At 69.1% G+C, this 23066-nt stretch carries 20 protein-coding genes; 8 read left to right on the forward strand and 12 right to left on the reverse strand.

Annotation, left to right across the window (positions count from 1 at the left end; genetic code table 11):
* Window positions 1-69 precede the first annotated feature (69 nt).
* Complete coding sequence (locus LDQ05_RS15255) at window positions 70-2268, reverse strand: sensor histidine kinase (RefSeq protein ID WP_226437801.1); 2199 nt, start codon at window positions 2266-2268, stop codon at window positions 70-72.
* A 325-nt stretch (window positions 2269-2593) separates the two neighbouring features.
* On the opposite strand from LDQ05_RS15255, the gene LDQ05_RS15260 reads away from it, so the two are divergent.
* Window positions 2594-3523: a LysR family transcriptional regulator gene (locus LDQ05_RS15260; RefSeq protein WP_226437802.1), complete on the forward strand. Its 930-nt coding sequence runs from the start codon at window positions 2594-2596 to the stop codon at window positions 3521-3523.
* A gap of 10 nt (window positions 3524-3533) precedes the next feature.
* On the opposite strand, the gene LDQ05_RS15265 is transcribed toward LDQ05_RS15260, so the two are convergent.
* The 10 genes from LDQ05_RS15265 to LDQ05_RS15310 form a co-directional block, all read right to left on the reverse strand.
* Window positions 3534-4253 (reverse strand): SRPBCC family protein, encoded by a 720-nt coding sequence (locus tag LDQ05_RS15265; protein ID WP_226437803.1) that lies wholly within the window; start codon window positions 4251-4253, stop codon window positions 3534-3536.
* A 31-nt stretch (window positions 4254-4284) separates the two neighbouring features.
* On the reverse strand, window positions 4285-5139 hold the full coding sequence (locus tag LDQ05_RS15270; RefSeq protein WP_226437804.1) for an FAD binding domain-containing protein: 855 nt from the start codon (window positions 5137-5139) through the stop codon (window positions 4285-4287).
* Complete coding sequence (locus LDQ05_RS15275; protein ID WP_226437805.1) at window positions 5136-7532, reverse strand: xanthine dehydrogenase family protein molybdopterin-binding subunit; 2397 nt, start codon at window positions 7530-7532, stop codon at window positions 5136-5138. The genes LDQ05_RS15270 and LDQ05_RS15275 overlap by 4 nt, the downstream gene beginning before the upstream one ends.
* Complete coding sequence (locus LDQ05_RS15280) at window positions 7529-8041, reverse strand: (2Fe-2S)-binding protein (RefSeq protein WP_226437806.1); 513 nt, start codon at window positions 8039-8041, stop codon at window positions 7529-7531. The genes LDQ05_RS15275 and LDQ05_RS15280 overlap by 4 nt, the downstream gene beginning before the upstream one ends.
* Before the next feature lie 119 nt (window positions 8042-8160).
* Window positions 8161-9588, reverse strand: coding sequence for an alpha/beta hydrolase family protein (locus LDQ05_RS19865; RefSeq protein ID WP_226437807.1), 1428 nt, complete (start codon window positions 9586-9588; stop codon window positions 8161-8163).
* A gap of 119 nt (window positions 9589-9707) precedes the next feature.
* Entirely contained in the window at window positions 9708-10844 is a 1137-nt protein-coding gene (locus LDQ05_RS15290; protein ID WP_226437808.1) for an XdhC family protein, read from the reverse strand.
* Window positions 10837-11925, reverse strand: coding sequence for a vWA domain-containing protein (locus LDQ05_RS15295; RefSeq protein ID WP_226437818.1), 1089 nt, complete (start codon window positions 11923-11925; stop codon window positions 10837-10839). Before LDQ05_RS15295 ends, LDQ05_RS15290 begins: the two co-directional genes overlap by 8 nt.
* A gap of 8 nt (window positions 11926-11933) precedes the next feature.
* Window positions 11934-12836 carry an AAA family ATPase gene (locus LDQ05_RS15300; RefSeq protein ID WP_226437809.1) on the reverse strand — a complete coding sequence of 301 codons (903 nt, stop codon included), beginning with the start codon at window positions 12834-12836 and terminating at the stop codon, window positions 11934-11936.
* Window positions 12837-12946: 110 nt separating this feature from the next.
* The gene (locus LDQ05_RS15305) at window positions 12947-13717 is read right to left on the reverse strand and encodes a thioesterase family protein (RefSeq protein ID WP_226437810.1); all 771 of its coding nucleotides are present in this window, start codon (window positions 13715-13717) and stop codon (window positions 12947-12949) included.
* Between the two features lie 20 nt (window positions 13718-13737).
* Complete coding sequence (locus LDQ05_RS15310) at window positions 13738-14355, reverse strand: SACE_7040 family transcriptional regulator (protein WP_226437819.1); 618 nt, start codon at window positions 14353-14355, stop codon at window positions 13738-13740.
* Window positions 14356-14457: 102 nt separating this feature from the next.
* Here LDQ05_RS15310 and LDQ05_RS15315 point away from each other — a divergent pair, with 102 nt between their 5' ends.
* Genes LDQ05_RS15315 through LDQ05_RS15335 form a run of 5 tightly spaced genes read left to right on the forward strand, consistent with a single transcriptional unit; the run spans window position 14458 to window position 20525 of the window.
* Window positions 14458-16044 carry a carboxyl transferase domain-containing protein gene (locus tag LDQ05_RS15315; RefSeq protein ID WP_308013244.1) on the forward strand — a complete coding sequence of 529 codons (1587 nt, stop codon included), beginning with the start codon at window positions 14458-14460 and terminating at the stop codon, window positions 16042-16044.
* A gap of 5 nt (window positions 16045-16049) precedes the next feature.
* A complete protein-coding gene (locus LDQ05_RS15320; RefSeq protein ID WP_226437811.1) occupies window positions 16050-18056 on the forward strand; it encodes an acetyl/propionyl/methylcrotonyl-CoA carboxylase subunit alpha in 2007 nt (668 codons plus the stop codon).
* Window positions 18053-19216, forward strand: a complete 1164-nt coding sequence (locus LDQ05_RS15325; RefSeq protein WP_226437812.1) for an acyl-CoA dehydrogenase family protein — start codon at window positions 18053-18055, stop codon at window positions 19214-19216. Before LDQ05_RS15320 ends, LDQ05_RS15325 begins: the two co-directional genes overlap by 4 nt.
* Window positions 19213-19710, forward strand: coding sequence for a MaoC family dehydratase (locus LDQ05_RS15330; RefSeq protein ID WP_226437813.1), 498 nt, complete (start codon window positions 19213-19215; stop codon window positions 19708-19710). Before LDQ05_RS15325 ends, LDQ05_RS15330 begins: the two co-directional genes overlap by 4 nt.
* Window positions 19707-20525 carry an HpcH/HpaI aldolase/citrate lyase family protein gene (locus LDQ05_RS15335; RefSeq protein WP_226437814.1) on the forward strand — a complete coding sequence of 273 codons (819 nt, stop codon included), beginning with the start codon at window positions 19707-19709 and terminating at the stop codon, window positions 20523-20525. The genes LDQ05_RS15330 and LDQ05_RS15335 overlap by 4 nt, the downstream gene beginning before the upstream one ends.
* Before the next feature lie 113 nt (window positions 20526-20638).
* Here the strand turns inward: LDQ05_RS15335 and LDQ05_RS15340 are convergent, their stop codons facing one another.
* Window positions 20639-21412 carry an IclR family transcriptional regulator gene (locus LDQ05_RS15340; protein ID WP_226437815.1) on the reverse strand — a complete coding sequence of 258 codons (774 nt, stop codon included), beginning with the start codon at window positions 21410-21412 and terminating at the stop codon, window positions 20639-20641.
* A gap of 196 nt (window positions 21413-21608) precedes the next feature.
* On the opposite strand from LDQ05_RS15340, the gene LDQ05_RS15345 reads away from it, so the two are divergent.
* Together LDQ05_RS15345 and LDQ05_RS15350 are read left to right on the forward strand one after the other, a co-directional pair.
* Window positions 21609-22370, forward strand: a complete 762-nt coding sequence (locus LDQ05_RS15345; RefSeq protein WP_226437816.1) for a CoA transferase subunit A — start codon at window positions 21609-21611, stop codon at window positions 22368-22370.
* A 1-nt stretch (window position 22371) separates the two neighbouring features.
* Entirely contained in the window at window positions 22372-23019 is a 648-nt protein-coding gene (locus LDQ05_RS15350; protein ID WP_226437817.1) for a CoA transferase subunit B, read from the forward strand.
* Window positions 23020-23066 lie beyond the last annotated feature (47 nt).

Genomic DNA, 23066 nt, shown 5'->3' on the forward strand with positions numbered 1-23066 from the left:
CCCCGGAGAACGAGTCGGGCCCGGCACACCACTGGTGTGCCGGGCCCGACAGGGCGCGTACCGGGAGGGTCAGCGGTCCTCTCCCGGCCACTGCTCGTGCAGTCGGCCGGGACGGATGCTGGGGCTGGTCGCGGAGCCCGAGTGGGCGGGCTGCTGCGGTGTCGCCTGCTGCCACGGCTCCGGCGCGGGCGGCTGCCACGCCTGCGTGGCGGGTTGCTGGGACGGGTCGATCCCGGGGGCGGATCGTTGCCGAAGCTCGGGCTGTTGCCGGATATCGGGGGCAGCCGGAACATCTTCGGGCACCGCGGATCCCACGTGCACATCCGACTCCGACCAGTACGGCGCGGGCTCGGGTCGGCCCTCGAGCGGCGGCCGGGGCAACCGGCGGGGGCGGTCGACCACGTGGGTGTCCACCGTGGAACTTCCGACACCCTTGAGCAGCCGGACGGGCAGGTAGATGCTCGCGGTGATGCCGGCGTTGACCGCGGAGTCGAACGTCGGTCGCAGCCGCACGGTGATCGCGTGGCGCGCGGCGAGCCGTGACACGACGAACAGACCCATGCGTCGCGCGGCACCCCAGTTGGATTCGTTGTCCGACCCGAGCCGATCGTTGATCTCGGCGAGTTCGTCGGGAGGGATACCGATTCCGCGATCTGCGATCTCGAGCAGCAGCCCGCCGTCGACGGCGCGGGAGAACGCGAAGGCCACGGTGCTCTCGGGCGGGGATGCGCGAAGAGCATTGTCGAGCAGTTCGGCGACGAGGTGGACGATGTCCGTCACGGCGCTGCCGAGCAGGCTGCCCTCGGGAGCGTTCCCGAAGTCCACCCGCTGATAGTTCTCCACCTGGGAGACCGATGCCCGGAGCACGTCGGCGAGCGGAGTGTCGGGGACGCGCCCCATCCGCTGGCGGGTTCCGGCGAGCACGAGCAGCGAATCACCGGTGCGGCGCATGCGTGCGGCCAGGTGATCGAGAGCGAACAGGCTCTTGAGCCGGATCGGGTCGCGCTCCTCGTGCTCGAGCGAATCGATCAGGGCGAGTTGCTGTTCGACGAGCGTCTTGTTGCGTCGCGCGAGCGTCTCGAGCATCTCGTTCACGTGGCGGCGCAGCTGTGCCTGCTCCCCGGCGAGCCGGAGGGCTCCGACGTTCATGTTGTCGACGGCGCGGGCGACCTCGCCGATCTCCTCCGACGTGGTGACCCGGACGGGGGCGAAGGCAACGGAGTCGATGTCCGAGCCGTTCATGATCGACGCGATGGCGTCCGGGAGGCCCTGGTCGGCGATGCGGAGGGTGTCGTTGCGCAGTCGTCGCATCGGGCGGACGAGTGACAGCGCGACCAGCACGGCGAGCAGCAGTGTGACGCCGAGGATCACGGTGACACCGATCAACGTTCCCCAGGCTTCGGTGCTGGCACGCGACGACAGCGAGTCGAGCGCGGTCACGATGTTCGTCGCGGATACGGTGGTGATCTCGTTGTAGCCGGTGAGGCTGCCGAAGATCGAGTTGCGCAGCGCACCGACGTCCGCGGACGCATCGTCGATCCCGGCGACCAGTGCGCGGCGCTGCTCGACCTGCGTGGCCAGTGCCTCGGTGGTCTGGCCTCCCCCGAGCATCTCGGAGATCAGCGAGACCTTGGCGGCCTCGGTGGACAGGCCGTTGTCGAACATCTGTGTTGCCGCGTCGGATCCGTTCATCAACGCGGAGTACGCGACGACCTGATCGAGCAGCGACCACTGCGCGTCCCAGGCGGCGAGCAGGCGACCGGTGTCGGCGAGCACACCCGAGTCGGATGTGGCGTCGATGATGTCGCGATACAAGATGGTGAGTCGCGAGACGAACTTGCGGGTGCGCTCGTTCGCCTCGTTGGTGGACATGGTGCCGGCGGACGCATCGGCGAGCAGTTGCCGCCCGTCCTCGATCGCGCGGACCATCGACACCCGCACCGACGAATCGAAGTCCTCGTCGGTGGCGAACGCGTCGAGGGCGGGTTGACTCTCCGCGACGATCGCAGCGGCGTTGTCGGTGGGGAGGCCGAGGATGGCCGCCGCCGCGCCGCCGGCCACACCGGTGCCGTATGCGGTCAGGGTCGGCAGAATCGTGACCTGCTCGGCCTGCGTGGCGAAGTGCTGCGATTCGTCGAATCGTTCGAAGACGCGCAGACCTCCGTAGAGGCTCGCGGCTATCAGTGGCACAGCGACGACTGCCGTCACCTTCTGCCACATGCGCCAGTTGTCGGGAGTCGGCAGCCGCAGTTGCCGCAGGACGCTCATGGAATCGGCCTGGCCTTTCTCGTTCCGTGTTCCGCCAGACCGGCCGAAGAAGGGGGAATTGTCTCGGCAAAGCACGTTTCGCCGACGGAACGTAGCAAGACTAGGGTCGTGTGCGGATCGGTTTCAAGATCGACAGTCGAAACGAATAGGAGTTATATCGTTCTTCGTATACCGGGCGTTCCGGGCGACAGGGGTTACCATCCGAGCGTTGCGGTCGACGGCGGGCACATGATCCGGCACCCGACGACGTGAGCACACGTGTGCCGGGCACGGGACAGTGCCGGAGGCGAGACGGTTCCGGACACGAGACAGGGGAGGAAGTGGCGTGGATCTGCGTCGTGTCGATCTGAATCTCCTCGTCGTCCTCGACGTCCTGCTCGACGAATGCAACGTCACCCGCGCCGCGCGCCGCCTGAACATGTCGCAACCGGCCACCAGCACGGCGCTGGCTCGTCTGCGCAAACAGTTCGACGATCCACTGCTCGTCAAGAACGGACGTGTCCTCCGCCCGACCCCCCGCGCGCAGTCCCTCGTCGGCCCGCTGCGCAGCGTCCTGTCGGCACTCGAACACTCCATCCTCACGGTCCCCGAGTTCGATCCGGCATCCGACAGTCGGGTGTTCACCCTGCTCACCGGCGACTACGCCGAGGTTGCGTTGCTCCGTAAGCTGATGCGCCGCACCCGGTACCGGCAGACGCGGATCCGCTTCGACATCGCGGGACTGTCTCCGGCCGGGTTGGAGGAATTCCACCGCCGCGAGATCGATCTCGCGATCCTGCCGGAACAGTTCCTCTGCACCCCCGAACTCGAGGGGTGCCGCTCGTACCCGGTGCTCACCGACAACTACGTGGGTGTCGTGTGGGCCGGGCACTCGCACACGGGCACCGAACTGACCGCCGACGTGTTGGCCACCTACCCGCTGTTGTCCTATGTGCCGTACGGCGACGACGTGAGCCTGAGCCGCACCCTGGCCCGGGCCGGGGTCGCTGCGCAACCCGCTGCGACCACCACCAACATCGCGGTGTTGCCCTACATCCTCGAGATGACCGATCTGGTCACGTTGATTCCGGGTGACATGGCGCGCCGGATCGCGCCTCGCGCCCAGTTGCGGATCCTCGAACCCTCCGTCGCTCTTCCCGCGGTGCGCGAGTACGCGGTGTGGCACGAGGAGTTCGACGAGGATCCGGCACACGTGTGGTTGCGCAGTCAACTGTCGGTGCCGACCTCGGTCGACGCTGCGGTGTGCAGCGCCTGACCGACACCGGTCACGCGCGGTGGCGCAGCGCCACCGCGACGATCAGCACCACCAGCGCGACCAGCCCGATCACCGGCCCGACGCGTCGCAGCGCAGAACCCCGCGCGTACTGCATCAGATCCAGCGGCTCGGTCTCACCCACCGGCTCGGTCTCACCCACCGGCGCAGTCTCACCCGCCGGTGCGGCCGGCGTCGACGGTGCCGGTGTGGACACCTCGGAGCCCGCTGACGCACCGTCGGCGGTGACGGGTGTCGCTGCGTCCCCGCCCCCGGGAGGTACCGCGGCGTCGGGACCGAGCTTCGTCGACAGGCAGTCCGCGAACTGCTCGAGGATCTTCCCGCCCACGTCCGAGATCATGCCGCGCCCGAACTGGGCGGGTTTACCGGTGATGGTCAGATCGGTGCCGACGATGCCGTCCGTGTGCGCACCCTCACCGGTGAGCGCGATCGTGATGGTCGCGGTCACGGTGCCGTTGCCGCGCGCATCCTTCGCGTTCGCCTCGATGACGGCGCGGCGTGCCTGCTCGTCACGTTCGACGTAGCGTCCCGTGCCCTTGTAGGTCAGGGCGACGGGGCCGAGCTTGACCTTCACCGTTCCCGTGAACGTGTCGCCGTCGACGCCGGTGAGAGCGGCACCGGGCATGCACGGCGCCACCCGCTCGGGATCGAGCAGCGCCGACCACACCTCGTCGACGGGTGCGGGAACGGACAGGCGGTGTTCGAGTTGCATCTTGTCCTCTCGATTTCGCTGACGACGGTGACTACAGGCCCGCCGCGGTCGTGACGGCGCGGCGCGTCAACACCTGTGCGAGGTGGCCGCGGTACTCGGCGTCGGCGTTCGCATCCGACATCGGGTCGGTGCCGTCCGTCGCGTGGAGCGCCGCCGCACGGACGGTGTCGACCGTGGCCGGTCGCCCGACGAGCGCGTCCTCGACGGTGCGGGCCCGCACCGGCACCGGCGCCATGTTCGTCAACGCGACCTTCGCGTGCCGGATCGTGCCGCCGTCCGTGTCGATCGTGGCGGCCACACCGACGATCGACCACTGCTGCGCGACCCGATGGAACTTCTCGTACCGCGCCGCCCATCCCGTGTGCAGGGGAACCCGGATCTCCGCGAGAATCTCGTCGGGTCGCAGCGCCGTCGTGAAGTAGTCCTCGAAGAAGTCCGCCGCGGCGACGGTGCGGCTGCCCTGCGGGCCGATCACCGTGAACTCGGCGTCCACGGCGAGTGCCGGTGCCGACAGGTCGCCGGCCGGATCGGCGTGGGCGAGGGCCCCACCGATCGTGCCGCGGTGCCGGATCTGCGGATCCGCGACCGTCGCGGTGGCCTCGGTGAGCAACCGGGCGTGCTCCGCGACGAGCGGATCGTGACGCACCTCGTGGTGGGTGGTCGTCGCTCCGATCACCAGGGTGTCGCCGTCGAGACGTGTCCCGCGGAGCCCGTCGACGCGGCCGAGGTCGACGAGCACCGAGGGATCCGCCATCCGCAGCCGCAGTACCGGCATCAGGGACTGGCCACCGGCGATCACCTTCGCGTCGTCCCCCGCGTCGCGCAGGGCGGCCACGGCCTCGTCGAGGGTGGTCGGGGCGACGTAGTCGAATGCGGCGGGAATCATCGGTTCTCTCCTTCGGCGGACCGGATGGCGTGCCACACGCGCATCGGGGTGCACGGCATGTCGATCTCCCGGACCCCGAGGGGTCGCAGCGCATCGAGCACCGAGTTGACGACCGCGGGTGTCGACGCGATCGTGCCGGCCTCGCCCACACCCTTGACACCCAGCGGATTCCCCGGAGCCGGTGTCGACGTGCGGTCGGTGACGAACGACGGCAGATCCGCGGCGCTCGGCACGAGGTACTCGGCGAAGGACGCGCTGAGCAGCGTGCCGGACTCGTCGTGCACGGCCTCCTCGTACAGGGCCTGCGCGATGCCCTGCGCGAGCCCGCCGTGGATCTGTCCCTCCACGATCATCGGATTGACGACCCGGCCGATGTCGTCGACGCACACGTACCGGTCGATGCGCACGAAACCGGTCTCGGTGTCGACCTCCACGGCGCACAGGTGTGTGCCGTGCGGGAACGAGAAGTTGTCCGGATCGTAGGTGGCCTCCGAATCGAGGTTGGGTTCGATCCCGTCCGGCAGATCGTGCGCCGCGAACACCGCCAGCGCGACGTCGGTCAACGCCACCGACTTCGCGGTGCCCGTCACCTCGAACCGGCCCTCGGTGAACTCGAGGTCGTCCTCCGCGCACTCGAGCAGGTGCGCGGCGATGGGCCGGGCCTTCGCCACCACCTTCTCGGCCGCCGCGACCACCGCGATGCCGCCCACCGCCAGCGACCGCGACCCGTAGGTGTCGAGTCCCCGCGGCGACGACTGCGTGTCACCGTGCAGGATCTCGATGTCGTCGAACGGGATGCCGAGCCGATCGGCGACGATCTGACTCCATGCCGTCTCGTGCCCCTGGCCGTGCGCCGACGACCCCGTCACCACCTCGACCTTGCCGGTGGGCAGCATCCGGATCGCGGCATGCTCCCACCCGCCGGCCCCGTACGACAGGGAGCCGAGGACCCGGGACGGTGCGAGCCCGCACATCTCGGTGAACGTCGACACCCCGATCCCCAACTGCACCGGGTCGCCCCGTTCGCGGCGCCGCGCCTGCTCGGCGCGCAGCCCGTCGTAGTCGAACAGGTCGCGGGCGCGGGCGGTCGCGGCCTCGTAGTTGCCCGAGTCGTAGGTGAGGCCGGCGACGGTGTCGAACGGGAACTCCTCGTGCCGGATCCAGTTCTTCGCACGTACCTCCAGCGGATCCATCGACAGTTCGGTGGCGAGTTCGTCCATGATCCGTTCGATCGCGAACGTCGCCTCCGGCCGGCCCGCACCGCGATACGCGTCCGTCGGTACCTTGTTCGTGAACACGTTCCGGCACGTGAACCGGTAGGCGCCGAACTTGTAGATGCCGTTGAACATGAACGCGCCGAGGATCGGCACACCCGGGGTGACCAGGCGCAGGCAGGCACCCATGTCGGCGAGCAGGTCCACCTTCAGCCCGGTGACGGTGCCGTCGCGTCGGGCGGCGAGTGTGAGCTTCTGGATCTGGTCGCGACCATGGTGCGCGGCGAGCATCGTCTCGCTGCGCGTCTCCGTGTACTTGAGCGGTTTGCCGAGGCGTCGCGCGATCAGAAGCGTGAGCACCTCCTCCGGTGTGACCTGCAGTTTTCCGCCGAACCCGCCGCCCACGTCGGGGGCGATCACCCGCAGCGTGTGCTCGGGGATGCCGAGCGACATCGCCAGCATCAGCTTGAGCACGTGCGGGACCTGCGTCGCCGACCACATCGTCAGCTGCGGTGCCGTCGGATCGACGACCACCGACCGCGGTTCCATGAACGCGGGGATCAGCCGTTGCTGGCGGAAGGTGCGTTCGACGACGATCTCCGCGTCGCGGATCACGTCGTCCACGTCGCCGCCGGTGCCGGCCTCCGCGGAATCGAACGTCCACGTCGCGCTGACGTTGGTACCCAGATCCGGGTAGACGACCTCGGTGTCGGCGGCTGCGTCGGCGAGGTCCAGCACGACCGGCAGGTCGTCGTAGTCGACGTCGATCGAGTCGAGTGCGTCACGGGCCTCGTAGGACGTGCGCGCCACGACGACGGCGACGGCCTCCCCCGCGAAGTTGACGGTGTCGACGGCCAACGCCGGTGCCGGCGGCGACAACATGTCCTCGGTGATCGGCCACGCACACGGCAGGGAGCCCTGTTCGTCGGCGAGGTCGGCGCCCGTGAACACGGCGATCACCCCGGGTTGTCGTGCGGCCTCGCCGACGTCGATCCGGGTGATGCGGGCGTGCGCGACGGGGCTGCGCAGGATCGCGGCGTGCAGCATCCCGGGCAGCACGATGTTGTCGGTCCAGCGGGTGCGGCCGGTGATCAGGTGCGCGTCCTCCTTGCGGCGGCGGGCACGGCCGATCTCGTGGTCGGCGGACGCGGTGTCGGTGTGTGGGTCGACGGCGGTCATCGGGCACCCCCGGCGTTCTCGCGGGCCGCCCGGGTGTCGTCGGTCTCCTCGCGGGTGCGGCGCGCCGCGTCGAGCACCGCCGCCACGATGTTCTGATAACCCGTGCAGCGGCACAGGTTTCCTTCGAGGGCCTCGCGGGCCTGGGCTTCGTCGGGGGCGGGGTTCTCGGTGAGCAGATCGACGGTCGCCATGATCATGCCGGGTGTGCAGTAGCCGCACTGCAGGGCGTGGTTCTCGTGGAACGCCTCCTGGACGGGATGCAGATCACCGTGCTGCGCGAGCCCCTCGACGGTGGTGACGGCGTGGTCGTCGGCCTGCACGGCCAGGACCGAGCACGACTTGACGCTGCGGCCGTCGAGCAGCACGGTGCAGGCGCCGCAGTTGCCGGTGTCGCAGCCGACGACGGTACCGACCTTGCCGAGGCGGTCGCGTAGATAGTGCACGAGCAGCATGCGTGGTTCGACGTCGTCGATGTAGACGGCCCCGTCGACGGTGGTGACGATGCGCATCGGACCTCCCGGAACGGATCTTCGGAAGTCGGGATACCGACTCTGGTGATGCAGGTCACCCACAGTCTCCTGGTTTCCGGCGCCGGTAGGAGCCGAACGACGGAATCGGACGTGCCCGATCACGCCGGGAGCACGTCGTCCAGCCAGTCGAAGACCACCTCGTTGCGATTCCGCGGCGCCATCGGTGCGCAGTGCATCTGCGCGCCGTCCGCCGCGGTGAGCTTGACGTAGTCCTTGCGTTCCGTCGTGAGCAGTTCGAACAACTCCTCGGGTTGTCCGGGATAGAACTGCTCGTCGTCGTAGTCGACGACGAGCGTCGGGCACCGGATCTGCGACGCGGTGTCGCGCACCTCGAACTGCTCGATCAGCGCGGCGAGCGACGCGAAGTCCGTCGGCAGCCCGCCCTGCCGTGCCGCGTCCAGCGCCTCCACCGAGAAGATCTCGAGCCGCTTGGCCAGCGTGAACCGCTCCGGTGGGCTCACCACCGGAACGACCTCGTTGTTCCAGATGTCGTTGGTGGCCTGCGGATCCCCCGGCTGAACGATCGCGCGGATCGACTCGGGGAACGCTTCCCAGCCGTCGACGACACCGGGGTCGGCGACGATCGCGGCGATCCGATGGTCGAAGGCCGCGGCCCTCGGTACCAGGACACCACCGAAACTCCACCCGGTGACCGCGATCCTGTCCTCGTCGACATCGGCCCGTCCCGACACCGCGTCGATCACCGGGCCGATCACGTTCTCCCAGTCCGGACGGAAGACGATCTTCTGCCGAAACAGCATCGAACCCTGGCCGGGCCCCTCGAACACCACCGCGTTCCATCCGCGTTCCAACGCGGCCTGCACGCCGTACGCGACCAACTCCACGGCCTGGGCGTCGCTGCCGTTGTTGACGATCACGGTCCGCGGGGCCCGCCCGGAGTCGTCCGGCCGGAAGAACCACGCCGGCATGCTGCCGCCGTCGTAGGGGACGTCCAGGTACTCCACCGCGGGGCGGAACGCGCCGACCCCGCGATCCCAGGAGCGGCGGACATCTTCGTACACATCGGGTTCGAGTTCGGGTTGCGCAGACCCGAGAACGAAGAACAGTGCCCGGGTGTAGTAGTTGGCGGCGCGCAGCGCCGTGGCGCGCGACGTGACGTCCCGACCCGCCGCGGCCGCCTCGTCGGAACGGGTCGCCAACCGGTCACCCATCGCGCGGAACGCGGTGGTGTAGCTGTCGTACGTGGCACCCGCGGCATTCGCCTCGTCGACGGCGGTGAGAACCTCCCCCACCTCCGAGATCCCGTACCCGCTCTCGCCGAGCCCCAGCAGCGCATCGAAGTTCATGCTGTCGTCGGAGAACAACCGCACCGGCGGGAGAGGCCCCGAGGCCGCCGGAGCCACCGACGGCGCCGTGGCGGGCGGGTTCTCCGTGGGAGACGGGGCGATGGACCCGGACGGTGGTGCCGCGCCGCCGTCCCCGCCGCCACACGCGGCAAGGGTGAGCATCGAGCCGGCCCCGAGGGTGCCGAGGAGGAAATTCCGTCGCGCAACGGTATGGTCCACGGATCGGTCCCTTCGAGGAGGAGTGCAGCCGATGTGGGATACAGCGTGAATGAGCACACACGGTACGCCGGACGGCGGTGCGCGCGGGACGTTTTCGGCTTGCCACCGACGATCCTGCGCTACCGGGTGTCCGGCAGGGCGTCGTGCGGGTGGATCGGCCCCGACAGTTCCGTGAGCCGGCGGCCGTCCCCACCCCACCGTTTCGCGATGAACTCCGCCGCGATCGACACCGCCGTCTCCTCCGGGGTCCGCGCACCCAGATCGAGACCGATCGGGGAACTCAACCGCGACAGTTCCCCGGCTGTCAGCCCGGCGCCGCGCAGCCGCTCCAACCGATCGTCGTGGGTGCGCCGCGACCCCATCGCCCCCACGAAGGCGACGTCGATCCGCAACGCCACCTCGAGCAGCGGCACGTCGAACTTCGGGTCGTGGGTGAGCACCGCGATAACGGTGCGTCCGTCCACGCGGCCCGCTGCGTGCTCGGCCGCCAGGTAGCGATGCGGCCAGTCGACGACGACCTCGTCGGCGGACGGGAACCGGGCCGGGGTCGCGAACACACCGCGCGCGTCGCACACCGTCACCCGGTACCCGAGAAACGAGCCGAGGGTCGCCATCGCCGCCGCGAAATCGATGGCGCCGAACACGAGGAGCCGCGGTCGCGGCTGGAACGCGTTGACGAACACCGACATGCCCTCACCGCGGCGTTGACCGTCGGGACCGTAGTGCAGAGTGCCGGAACGCCCGACGTCGAGGAGACCGCGCGCGTCGTCGACGACCGCGTCGGTCATGCGATCCGACGGGAGGGCGCCGTCGACGCGACCCGGCCACACTGCCAGACGCCGCCCCACCGCCGAGCGATCCGGATGCTCGGTGACGGTCGCGACCGCGACCGGTTCGCCCACGCGCACCGAGTCGATGACCGCGCCGAGGGCGGTGAACTCGGCCGGGACGATGCGTTCGACGAAGACATCGAGGACACCACCGCACGTCAGCCCCACGGCGAACGCGTCGTCGTCGGACACCCCGTAGCGTTGCAACACAGCGGGGTCGCCACCGAGGACGTCCTGGGCGAGTTCGTAGACGGCACCCTCCACACAACCTCCCGACACACTGCCGGCCACGGTGCCGTCGGCGGCGACGAGCATCGATGCACCCGGTCCGCGCGGAGCCGACCGGAACGTCGACACGACCGTGCCCAGCGCGACCGGTTCCCCGGCGCGGTAGCGGCGTTCGAGCTGGTCGAGAACGTCACGCACGGTGGACCTCCTCCAATAGTTGTTCGAGCGTCGCCAGACTGTGCCCGGCGAGCAGTCGGTCGAGGTGGGGCAGGGCAGCCGCCATCCCGGACTGGACGGGGCGGTACCCGTCGACACCGGCATGCGGATTGACCCACAGCACGGTGTGTGCCAGCCGCCGCAGCTGCGCCATCCGATCGGCGAGCAGCGACGCATCGCCCCGCTCCCATCCGTCCGAGAAGATCACGACGACGGCGCCGCGCGCCTGCCCCCTTCTCCCCCAACGGTCCAGGAAGGCACCGAGAGTGTCGCCGAGGCGCGTGCCGCCCGCCCAGTCCGGGACGGTGTTCGACGCGACGATCAGCGCGCGCTCCGGGTCGCGGGCGCGCAGCGCGCGGGTCAGCCGGGTCAGGCGGGTGCCGAGGGAGAACACCTCGGTGTGTGCGGGATCGGCGCGGGTCACGACGTGCGCGAAGCGCAGCAGCGTATCGGCGTAGGGGCTCATGGATCCCGACACGTCGACGAGCAGCACGACGCGGCGCGGTCGGGTGGCATGCCGGTGCCGGGGTGGACGGACGGTTTCGCCGCCGGCGGTGATCATCGCGCGCAGGGTGCGTCGCGGATCGACGGGTCCGCGTCGGTGCGGGCGCATCCGCTGCGCCGGCCGCCGGGGCGGTTCCGGTCGTAGGGCGGTGAGCAGTTCGGCGAGGTGTGCGCGTTCCGACGCGGTGAGTTCCGCGATGTCGCGGTGTCGCAGGACCTCGGTGTCGTCGGCGGCGAGGTGCACGTGCGGTGCCTCGTCACCGGACGACCGATCGCCGGTGGGTTCGGTGAGCGGGGCGATACGTGCGGTGCGGTGCCGTGCACCCCGCGGGCGGATCAGTGCGGGGAGGTCGCCACCGAACCAACTCGAGAACGCCAGGTCGTAGCGGTCGATCTCGTCGGGGCCGTGGCAGAGCGTGGCCCGTCCCGCCCAGTACACGTGGGCCGGTTCGGCGACGTCGAGTTCGCCGACTGCGCGGACGAACAGGTGGGTGGTGTCGAGTGCGACCGGAAGTCCGGCTTCGTGGAGTGCGCGCGCGAACCCTGCCAGCCCGACCATCGGCCCGGTCACGGTGCGCGTCCCTCGAGGATGCGGTCGAGCCCGATCCGCGCGACCCGCTCGATGTCCTCGCGGTACTTGAGGACGGCGCCGAGGGTCGCGGCGGCGGTGGCGGCATCGAGAACGTCGCGGTCGAGTTCGATCAGGGCACGCGCCCAGTCGAGGGATTCGGCGACACCGGGTGGTTTGAGCAGGTCGGACTCGCGTAAGGCGTGCACTGCCCGCGCGACCTGCCCGGCGAGTTCGGTGTCGACACCGGGGATTCGGCGGCGGAGGATCTCGATCTCGCGGTCCAGGCCGGGATGTTCGACCCAGTGGTACAGGCAGCGGCGTTTGAGGGCGTCGTGGACCTCGCGGGTGCGGTTGGACGTGAGTACCGTCAGCGGCGGCCGTGCCGCGCGGATCTCGCCGACTTCGGGAATCGTGACGGTGTTCTCGTCCAGGATCTGCAGCAGGAACGCCTCGAATTCGTCGTCGGCCCGGTCGATCTCGTCGACGAGCAGCACGCAGGGTGATTCCTGCAGCGCGCGGAGCAGGGGACGGGCGAGCAGGAAACGCTCACCGTAGAGGGACCGTTCGGCGACGTCCGCGTCGAGCCCGCCGTCGCTCGCCGCCTCGAGGGTGCGCAGATGCAGCAGCTGGCGGGGGAAATCCCAGTCGTAGAGGGCCTGGGAGGCGTCGATGCCCTCGTGGCACTGCAATCGGATCAGCGGCAGTCCGAACGCGTCGGCGAGCGCGACGGCCAGTGACGTCTTGCCGGTGCCCGGTTCGCCCTCGCAGAACAGGGGGCGCCCCATCCGCAGGGCGAGGAACGCGGCCGTCGCGAGTCCGTCGTCGGCGAGGTATCCGGTCGTCGCCAACGCCGTCGTCAGGTCCTCCGGGGATCGCAGATCCCCTGCAGTCGCTGCCATTCTGCGAGCTTACTGCCGCCCCCGGTGCGAGCGAACGTATCGTCTGATCGATGTGATCGAGTGGGTGTACCGTTCGCTCACACCCCGGGGGAGGGGGACGGCCGCGCGGATCAGTTCGGGCGCACCGTGAGGATCTGCGACGACGTGCCGATCGGACCGTGGACGTCGTGGAGGACGGTGCTCGTGAGCCCCAGTCCGTCGGCGCCGAAGGAGACGGTGGTATCGAAACCGACCCATTCGCCGCGGGGTTCGGTGTAGAGGTGCGCGGTCAGGTCGAGGTTCGGGAACGCGACCGCGCCCGGGTCTGCGCGCGTCACCATGCCGTTGGCGATGTCGAACAGGCCGACGGCCGACGCGAGATCGCTGACCTTCTCGTCCGCGACCAGCGGCAGCGGTGTGCGCACCCAGAACACGCCGCGACCGGGTTCGGTGAGGGTGCGGCGGACCTCCACGGACTCGATGAATCCGCCCGGCCACACGGTCGTCGGATCCCACGGTTCGCATTCCTCGGGCGGCGCGATCCGTGACAGGGATGTGCCGGCGACGGCATCGGTGGGGCGGATCTGCATGAGCCATGCGCGCATCCGGACGGCGGCGCGTCCGTCGTGGGAGAGGACGGCTTCGACGAGTTCGATGGTGCGGCCGGGGCGCAGCACCGTCACGTCGATGTCGCATTCGGCCAGGGGCAGCACCCCGAGGATGTCGAAGGACACCCGGCCGACGACGAGACCGTCGTCGCGGCGGTCGTCGCGGTCGCGTTCGACGGCGTGCGTGAGCAACCCCAGCGCGGGCGCGATGTGCTGTTCGTCGGTCTTCCAGGCGCCGCCGACGTGCGTCGTCGCGCGGAACGTGTTCGCCGCTGTGCGTTCGAAGTACGCCATGTGTGTTCTCCTCGTGGATATCAGGGTTGTGCCGCGCCGAGCGCGGTGAGGGCCATGCGTCTGAGTACGTCGCGGGTGGCTTCCGGCGACCGTGGGTCGGCGCTGTGCGGGGTGGAGTTGATGAGGCCGAACGTCGCGTGGGCCATGATGCGCGCGTCCGAATCGGGGAGATCGGGGGTGAGGCGTCGCAGAACGTCGACCCAGATCTCGACGTAGCGGCGCTGGGTGGTGCGGACCTCGCGGCGGCCCTCGTCGGTGAGCGAGTGGAGTTCGCGGTCCTGGACGCGGATGAGGTCGGGTTCGCCGAGCGCGAAATCGAGGTGGAAGTCGACGAGCGCTTCGAGCGCGACCCGCGGATCGGAGGTGTTCTCGGTGACGGAGGCGCCGCCGGCGAGGAGGCGGCGGCTGATGTCGACGAGTATCTCCGCGAGTAGCGCGTCCTTGTTGGAGAAGTGTCGGTACACGGCGGGCCCGCTGATGCCGACGGCGGCACCGAGGTCTTCGAGGCGCACACCGGTGAAGCCGCGCTCGGCGATCAGGCGCGCCGCGGCGCGCAGCAGTTGGCGCCGTCGTTCGGCCTTCGCCTGGGAACGCGGGGTGAGGGCGGGCGCTCTGGTGTCGTCGACGGTCTCGGGCATCGGGTCGAACTCCGCTCGGTCGGGTCTGGACAACTCGGTTAATGGTAACTAACCTAGTTTTTCAGTTAATGGCGATTAGGTCAATCAACCGAGGATGGTGCCGTGACAACCGTTCACGAGATCTCGAAAACCAGCCGTGACCAGCATGAACAACTCGTCGACGAGCTGCGGGGCAGGCTGGCTTCCGCGTCGCTCGGTGGCAGCGAGAAGTCCCGCGAGCGCCACGTCGCCCGCGGCAAACTCCTCCCCCGCGAGCGCGTCGACGAACTGCTCGACGTCGGCAGCCCGTTCCTCGAACTGTCGCCACTCGCCGCGAACGGCATGTACGACGACGAATGCCCCGGCGCCGGCGTCATCACCGGTATCGGGCGGATCGCGGGACGCGAATGCGTGATCGTCGCCAACGATGCGACGGTCAAGGGCGGCACCTACTACCCGATGACCGTCAAGAAGCACCTGCGCGCGCAGGAGGTCGCGCTGCAGAATCAGCTGCCGTGCATCTACCTCGTCGACTCCGGCGGTGCGTTCCTGCCCCGACAGGACGACGTGTTCCCCGACCGCGAGCATTTCGGACGCATCTTCTACAACCAGGCGACGATGAGCGCCCAGGGCATCCCGCAGATCGCGGCGGTGCTCGGCTCCTGCACCGCCGGCGGAGCCTACGTCCCGGCGATGAGCGACGAGGCCGTCATCGTCCGCAACCAGGGCACGATCTTCCTCGGGGGTCCGCCACTGGTGAAGGCCGCGACCGGTGAGGTCGTCACCGCGGAGGAACTCGGCGGCGGAGACCTGCACTCGAAGACCTCCGGCGTCACCGACCACCTGGCCGAGGACGACCGCGATGCCCTGCGCATCGTCCGCGACATCGTCTCCACGCTCGGCCCCCGCACCCCCCGGCCGTGGGACGTCGCGCCGACGACCGAGCCCGTCGCCGACCCCGCCGGACTCTACGACGTGGTGCCCACCGACCCCCGCATCCCGTACGACGTGCACGAGGTCATCGACCGTGTCGTCGACGGGGGCAGCGCCCACGAGTTCAAGGCCGAGTACGGCAAGACACTGGTGACGGTCTTCGCCCGCATCCATGGCCATCCCGTGGGGATCATCGCCAACAACGGCGTGTTGTTCGGCGAATCAGCGCTCAAGGGCGCGCATTTCATCGAGTTGTGCGACAAACGTTCGATCCCGCTGGTGTTCCTGCAGAACATTTCCGGGTTCATGGTCGGCCGCGACTACGAGGCCGGTGGCATCGCCAAGCACGGCGCGAAGATGGTCACCGCCGTCGCGTGCGCGCGGGTGCCGAAGCTGACCGTCATCATCGGCGGTTCCTACGGCGCGGGCAACTATTCGATGTGCGGGCGGGCGTATTCGCCGCGATTCCTGTGGATGTGGCCCAATGCCCGCATCTCCGTGATGGGCGGTGAGCAGGCGGCGTCCGTCCTCGCGACGGTGCGTTCCGAGCAACTCGACGCCACCGGGCAGCCCTGGACCGACGCCGACGAAGAGGCGTTCAAGGCCCCGATCCGCGCCCAGTACGAGGATCAGGGCAACCCGTACTACTCCACCGCGAGGTTGTGGGACGACGGGATCATCGATCCTGCCGACACCCGCAGAGTCCTCGGACTGGCACTGTCGACGTGCGCGAACGCGCCGCTCGAGCCGGTCTCCTACGGCGTTTTCCGGATGTGAGCGAGATGAGTGACACGAAACGGATCGACACGGTGCTGGTCGCCAACCGCGGTGAGATCGCGGTCCGCGTCATCCGCACCCTGCGCGCGATGGGCATCCGCTCCGTCGCCGTGTTCAGCGAGGCCGACCGCGACGCCCGCCACGTCCGTGAGGCCGACACCGCCGTGCTGCTCGGCCCGGCCGCGGCCCGCGAGAGCTATCTGGCGATCGACAAGGTGATCGACGCCGCGCGCCGCACCGGTGCGCAGGCCATCCATCCCGGATACGGGTTCCTGTCGGAGAACTCGACGTTCGCCGCAGCGTGCGCCACCGAGGGCATCGTCTTTCTCGGTCCGTCCGCCCACGCCATCGAGACCATGGGCGACAAGATCACCGCCAAGAACGCGGTGTCGAAATTCGAGGTGCCCGTCGTCCCGGGTATCTCGCGTCCGGGACTGACCGACGACGAGTTGATCGCCGGCGCCGCGGACGTCGGCTATCCCGTTCTGGTCAAGCCGTCCGCCGGAGGTGGCGGCAAGGGCATGCGGCTCGTGGAGAAGCCCGACGCTCTTCCAGCCGCGCTCGAATCCGCTCGCCGCGAAGCGGCATCCGCGTTCGGGGACGACACGCTGTTCCTCGAGCGGTTCGTGTTGCGCCCCCGGCACATCGAGGTGCAGATCCTCGCCGACACCCACGGCAACGTGGTGCACCTCGGCGAACGCGAGTGCAGTCTGCAACGCCGCCACCAGAAGGTCATCGAGGAGGCACCGTCGCCGCTGCTCGACGAGGCGACCCGCGCCCGCATCGGTGAGGCGGCGTGCAACACCGCCCGCAGCGTCGACTACACCGGCGCCGGCACCGTCGAATTCATCGTGTCCGCCGACGCCCCCGACGAGTTCTTCTTCATGGAGATGAACACGCGCTTGCAGGTGGAACACCCCGTCACCGAGATGGTCACCGGCCTCGACCTCGTCGAATGGCAGGTGCGTATCGCCGCCGGCGAACCCCTCGGGTTCACCCAGGACGATGTGGTCCTCACCGGGCACGCGATCGAGGCCCGCGTCTACGCCGAGGATCCCGGTCGCGGGTTCCTGCCCACCGGCGGCACCGTTGCGGGTGTCGTCGAGGCCACCGGTGAGGGTGTGCGCGTCGATTCGGGCCTGCTGCCGGGCACCGTGGTCGGCAGCGACTACGACCCGATGCTCGCCAAGGTGATCGCGCACGCCGACGACCGTGCGGGTGCGTTGCGACGCCTCGACCGGGCGCTCGCCGACACCGCGGTCCTCGGCGTCGTCACCAACATCGACTTCGCGCGGTTCCTGCTCGCCGACAGCGACGTGGTCGCCGGGGCGCTCGACACCGGCCTGCTCGACCGTCGCGTGGGCGACTACGCACCGCGCGCGACATCCGACGCGACACTCGTCGCAGCCGCGGCGTTGCGCTGGCTCCGACACTGGCCCACCGACACGTCGGATCCGTGGGACACCCCCGATGGGTGGCGGGTCGGCCCGCACCGGCCGACGAGCTATCGGCTGGCGTCCGGCGACCGCACCGCCCACGTGCGACTCACCGGGACCCCCACCGACGGAATCGCCGACGTCGAAGACGGCGAACGGCATTCACTGTCGGTGACGTCGGACGGTGCGACCCTCGCGGTCGTCCTGGACGGACGCCGCCACAGCTTCCGCATCGCGGAGAACGACGGTGTGCTGTGGCTCGCCGACGGGCACGGCTGCGCCGCGGTCCGGGAGGTGCGCGAGGAGAACGTTCGCGGTGACGACCGGCATTCCGGTGACGCCGAGATCCTCAGCCCCATGCCCGGTGCCGTGATCGCCGTGGCCGTCGACGCCGGCGCCGAGGTCACCGCCGGTCAGACGATCGTCGTCGTCGAAGCGATGAAGATGGAGCACTCCCTCACCGCCCCCGTCGGCGGTACCGTCGAACTGTTCGCCGCCGCAGGCGATCAGGTCAAGGTCGATCAACTACTCGCCCGCATCACCCCGCACACCGACACCGAGGAAGAACTGGCATGACCGATTACCTGGCCACCGGAGCACTCCCCGACGAGTACGAACAGCTCCGCAAGTCCGTCGCCGATTTCGCGCGCACCGTCGTCGCGCCCGTCGCGGCGAAGCACGACGCCGAACACTCCTTCCCGTACGAGGTCGTCCGCGGAATGGCCGACATGGGGCTGTTCGGTCTGCCGTTCCCCGAGGAGTACGGCGGCATGGGGGGCGACTACTTCGCACTGTGTCTCGCCCTCGAGGAACTCGGCAAGGTCGACCAGTCCGTCGCCATCACCCTCGAGGCCGGTGTGTCACTCGGCGCGATGCCGGTGTACCGGTTCGGTTCCCAGGAGCAGAAGCGCCAGTGGCTGCCGCAGCTCACCAGCGGACGTAACCTCGCGGCGTTCGGCCTCACCGAACCGGGCGCGGGTTCCGATGCGGGTGGCACGAAGACCACCGCGAAGCTCGACGGCGGACAGTGGGTGATCAACGGCAACAAGCAGTTCATCACGAACTCCGGCACCGACATCACCTCGCTCGTCACCGTCACCGCCGTCACCGGGGTGAAGGAGAACGGCAGGAAGGAGATCAGCACGATCCTCGTGCCGACGTCCACCCCCGGTTTCACCGCCGAGCCCGCCTACGACAAGGTCGGCTGGAACGCCTCGGACACGCACCCGCTCACCTTCGCCGACGTCCGGGTGCCGGAAGAGAATCTGCTCGGCGAACGGGGGCGCGGCTACGCGAACTTCCTGCGCATCCTCGACGAGGGGCGCATCGCCATCGCCGCGCTGTCCACGGGCGCCGCGCAGGGTTGCGTGGACGAATCCGTCAGGTACGCCAAGGAACGTGAGGCGTTCGGCACCGCGATCGGCAACAACCAGGCGATCGCCTTCAAGATCGCCCGGATGGAGGCGCGGGCCCACGCCGCGCGCACCGCCTACTACGACGCCGCGGCCGCGATGCTCGCCGGCCGACCGTTCAAGAAGCAGGCGGCCATCGCGAAACTCGTTGCATCCGAGGCGGCGATGGACAACGCCCGGGATGCCACGCAGATCCACGGTGGCTACGGATTCATGAACGAATACCCGGTCGCGCGACACTACCGCGACAGCAAGATCCTCGAGATCGGCGAAGGGACCACCGAGGTGCAGCTCATGCTGGTGGCGAGGGAGCTGGGACTGTGAGCGAGAACGCGACCGGCACCGGCACCGAGAAGCGGATCGTCCAGCGCGGACTGTGGTTCGAAGAGTACGAACTCGGGGCCGTCTACGAACACCGGCCCGGTCGCACCATCACCGAGGCCGACAACACCCTGTTCACGACGCAGACGATGAACACCCAGGCCCTGCACCTCGATGCCGCCTACGCGGCCGGCACGAGTTTCGGGGAGCGACTGGTCAATTCGATGTTCACCCTGTCGACGCTCGTGGGGCTCTCCGTCGCACAGCTCACCCAGGGCACGATCGTCGCGAACCTCGGGTTCTCCGAGATCTCGTTCCCGAAGCCGTTGTTCCACGGTGACACCCTGTACGCGGAGACGAAGATCGTCGACAAGCGTGAATCGAAGAGTCGTCCCGGTGAGGGCATCGTGACGCTCGAACACACGGCGCGTAACCAGCACGGGGACGTCGTCGCGGTCGCGGTACGCAAGACCCTCGTCCGGAAGAGGCCCGCATGAGCCGGGAACTGCCCGGACCGGCGTGGTTGTTCTGCCCCGCCGATCGTCCGGAACGGTATGCGAAGGCCGCCGACCGCTCCGACGTCGTCATCCTCGACCTCGAGGATGCGGTGGCGGGCGCCGACAAGCAGTCGGCCCGGGACGCTCTCGTCGCGACACCCCTCGATCCGGAACGCACCGTCGTGCGGATCAACGGTGTCGACACCGAGCATCACGCCGCCGACCTCGAGGCGCTGCGCAGCACCGCGTACACGCGGGTGATGCTGCCCAAGTGCGAAGGTGCGCACCAGGTGCGGTCGCTGGAACTGCTCGAGGTGGTCGCGCTCGTCGAGTCGCCCCTCGGTGTTCTCGCCGTCGAGGAGATCGCGAAGGCCGACAACACCGTCGGGATCATGTGGGGTGCCGAGGACCTCGTCGCCGGTCTCGGCGGGAGCTCGAGTCGTCGCGCGGACGGCGTGTATCGCGTTGTCGCGCAACATGCCCGGTCGATGACGCTGCTCGCCGCGAAGGGGCACGGTCGGTGGGCGCTGGATTCGGTGTACCTCGACATCAAGGACACCGACGGCCTGCACGACGAGACGCTCGACGCGGTCGCCGTCGGCTTCGACGTCAAGGTTGCGATCCATCCGGGGCAGATCGAGCCGATCCGCCGCGCCTACCTCCCCACACCCGAGGAAGTGGACTGGGCGCGTCGGGTTCTGGCCGCCGCCGAGAACGAGCGGGGGGTCTTCGACTTCGAGGGCGCGATGGTGGACGGCCCGATCCTCGAGCACGCCGAACGGTTGCTCCAGCGGTCTTCGATGCACAGAACCTGACGCCCGCCGCCGTGGCTGCGACTGCGGCTGTGTGCGTGCGTGCGTGCGGCTGGCGCCGCCCCGTGAGCGAATGTATCGTCCACTCGAATCAGTCGATCAGACGGTACATTCGCTCACGGGGCGCGGCGGCGCAGGAGCTGCGTGAGCCGGTGTGCGTGTTCGAGCAGCGCCGCCCCCAGCTCGGGGCGGCGGTCGTCGCGGAAGCGGCTCTCCACTCCCGTGACACTGAGCGCCCAGGTGGGTGCCCCGCGCCGGTCGAACACGGCGGCGCCCATCCCCCAACTGCCCTCGACGAGAAGGGCGGGGTTGGTGGCGTAGCCGGCCAGCCTGGTCGCCGCGATGCGTTCCGACAGGGGGTCGTGTGCGTGCAGGGGACCCCAGCTCGCGACGAGGTCGGTCCGTGACAGGTACGTGTCGATGTCGCGGTCCGACAGGTGCGACAGGATCGCCAGCCCCGCCGACGCGACACCCAGCGGGAAGCGGATGCCGATGTGCAGGACGTGGGAGCGCAACGGGAAGCTGCCCTCCTCGGCGGCCAGGCACACGGTCTCGTCGCCCCGCCGCGCCGACAGGAACGCGCTCTCCCCGGTTTCACGGGCGAGGTCGCGCAGGACGTCGCCGGCGAGTTCGGTGATGTCGTAGCGCGCAGCGGCGAGCGACCCCAGCAGATACAGCTCCGGCCCGAGCGTCCACTTCGCGCTGTCGGGGTGGCGGTCGATCAGTCCTTCGTCGGCGAGGGACATGAGCAGGCGGTGGACGGTGGGGCGGGCGAGACGGGTTTCGCGGGCGAGTTCCGATGTCGAGACGCCGTCCGGTTCGTGGGCGGAGACGGTGCGCAGCAGCGCACCCACCCGACCGACGAGCTGACCCTGCGCGGTGGACGACATGTACCCAGAATACGTCCACTCAGTGAACACCTCGACCGCGAGCGTTCGTCCAGCGACCAATCCCGGACCTGTTCGCTCCGAAGGCTTGAAATCGGCCGCTCACAGCCTATTGAGTAGTAGGCATCAAGCGACCATGTTCATTCAGTGGACGCTTCCGCGCGGCCTGTGAGGCCTCGAACCAGGAAGGTGTGGAGATTTGGCGACCAAGGTGTTCGACTCGCCCGCGGCGGCCGTCGCGGACATCCCGTCGGGAGCGTTGCTCGCCGTCGGCGGGTTCGGTCTGTGCGGTATCCCCGACGACCTCATCGCGGCGATCGTGGCCGGTGACGCCACCGACTTCGAGGTGTTTTCCAACAATTGCGGTGTGGACGGCCACGGGCTCGGAATTCTTCTCGGTGAGAAGCGGATCCGTCGGGTGACCGCGTCGTACGTCGGAGAGAACAAGGAGTTCGCCCGGCAGTATCTCGCCGGTGAACTCGAGGTGGAACTCACCCCGCAGGGCACGCTCGCCGAGAAGCTGCGCGCCGGCGGTGCCGGAATTCCCGCGTTCTTCACCCCCGCCGGCGTCGGTACCCCCATCTCCGAGGGTGGCCTGCCGTGGCGGTACGCCGCGGACGGATCGGTCGCCGTGGCGTCCCCGCCGAAGGAGGTCCGCGAGTTCCGCGGCAAGCGGTACGTGCTCGAGGAGTCGATCGGTGCCGACTACTCGCTGGTGCACGCGCTGATGGGCGACACCGAGGGCAACCTCGTGTTCGACAAGGCCGCGATGAATTTCAATCCGCTCGCCGCCATGGCCGGCCGTGTGTGCATCGCTCAGGTCGAGAAGCTCGTCGAGCCGGGCGAGATCGACCCCGCCGACGTGCACCTGCCGGGGATCTTCGTCGACCGGATCGTGCACACGGGTGTTCAGAACAAGCAGATCGAGAAACTCACCGTCAGCGAGAGCCAGGAGGCGTGAGATGACCGCAGTGGTGGAGACGTCGGGCTGGTCGCGCACGGAGATGGCCGCGCGTGCCGCGCAGGAACTGTCGGCCGGTGAATACGTCAACCTCGGTATCGGGCTGCCCACGCTGATCCCCAATCACCTGCCCGCAGGCGTGCGGGTGACGTTGCACAGCGAGAACGGCATCCTCGGCACCGGCCGCTACCCGACCGAGGACGAGGTCGACCCCGACCTGATCAACGCCGGGAAGGAAACCGTCACCGTCAACCCGGGTGCGGCATTCTTCGACTCGGCGCTGAGCTTCGGCATGATCCGCGGCGGGCACATCGACACCGCCGTGCTCGGTGGCATGCAGGTGTCGGCCACCGGTGATCTCGCCAACTGGATGGTGCCCGGCAAGATGGTCAAGGGCATGGGCGGCGCGATGGATCTCGTGCACGGTGCCCGCAAGGTGATCGTGCTGATGGAGCACACCGACAAGCAGGGCGGTCACAAGATCGTCGAGAAGTGCTCACTTCCCCTCACCGGCGAGGGCGTCGTGCAACGCATCATCACCAACCTTGCGGTGATCGATGTGACCGAGGACGGGCTGGTGCTGGTCGAGACCGCGCCGGGCGTCGCGGAAGAGCAGGTCCGGGCAGCAACAGGAGCGCCCCTGGCTTGATCGCCGGACCACGTGGCTGCGCCCGGGATGAAACAGATCACCGAGCT

It is taken from the genome of Rhodococcus yananensis (genome assembly GCF_020515525.1).
Lineage (GTDB): Bacteria > Actinomycetota > Actinomycetes > Mycobacteriales > Mycobacteriaceae > Rhodococcus > Rhodococcus yananensis.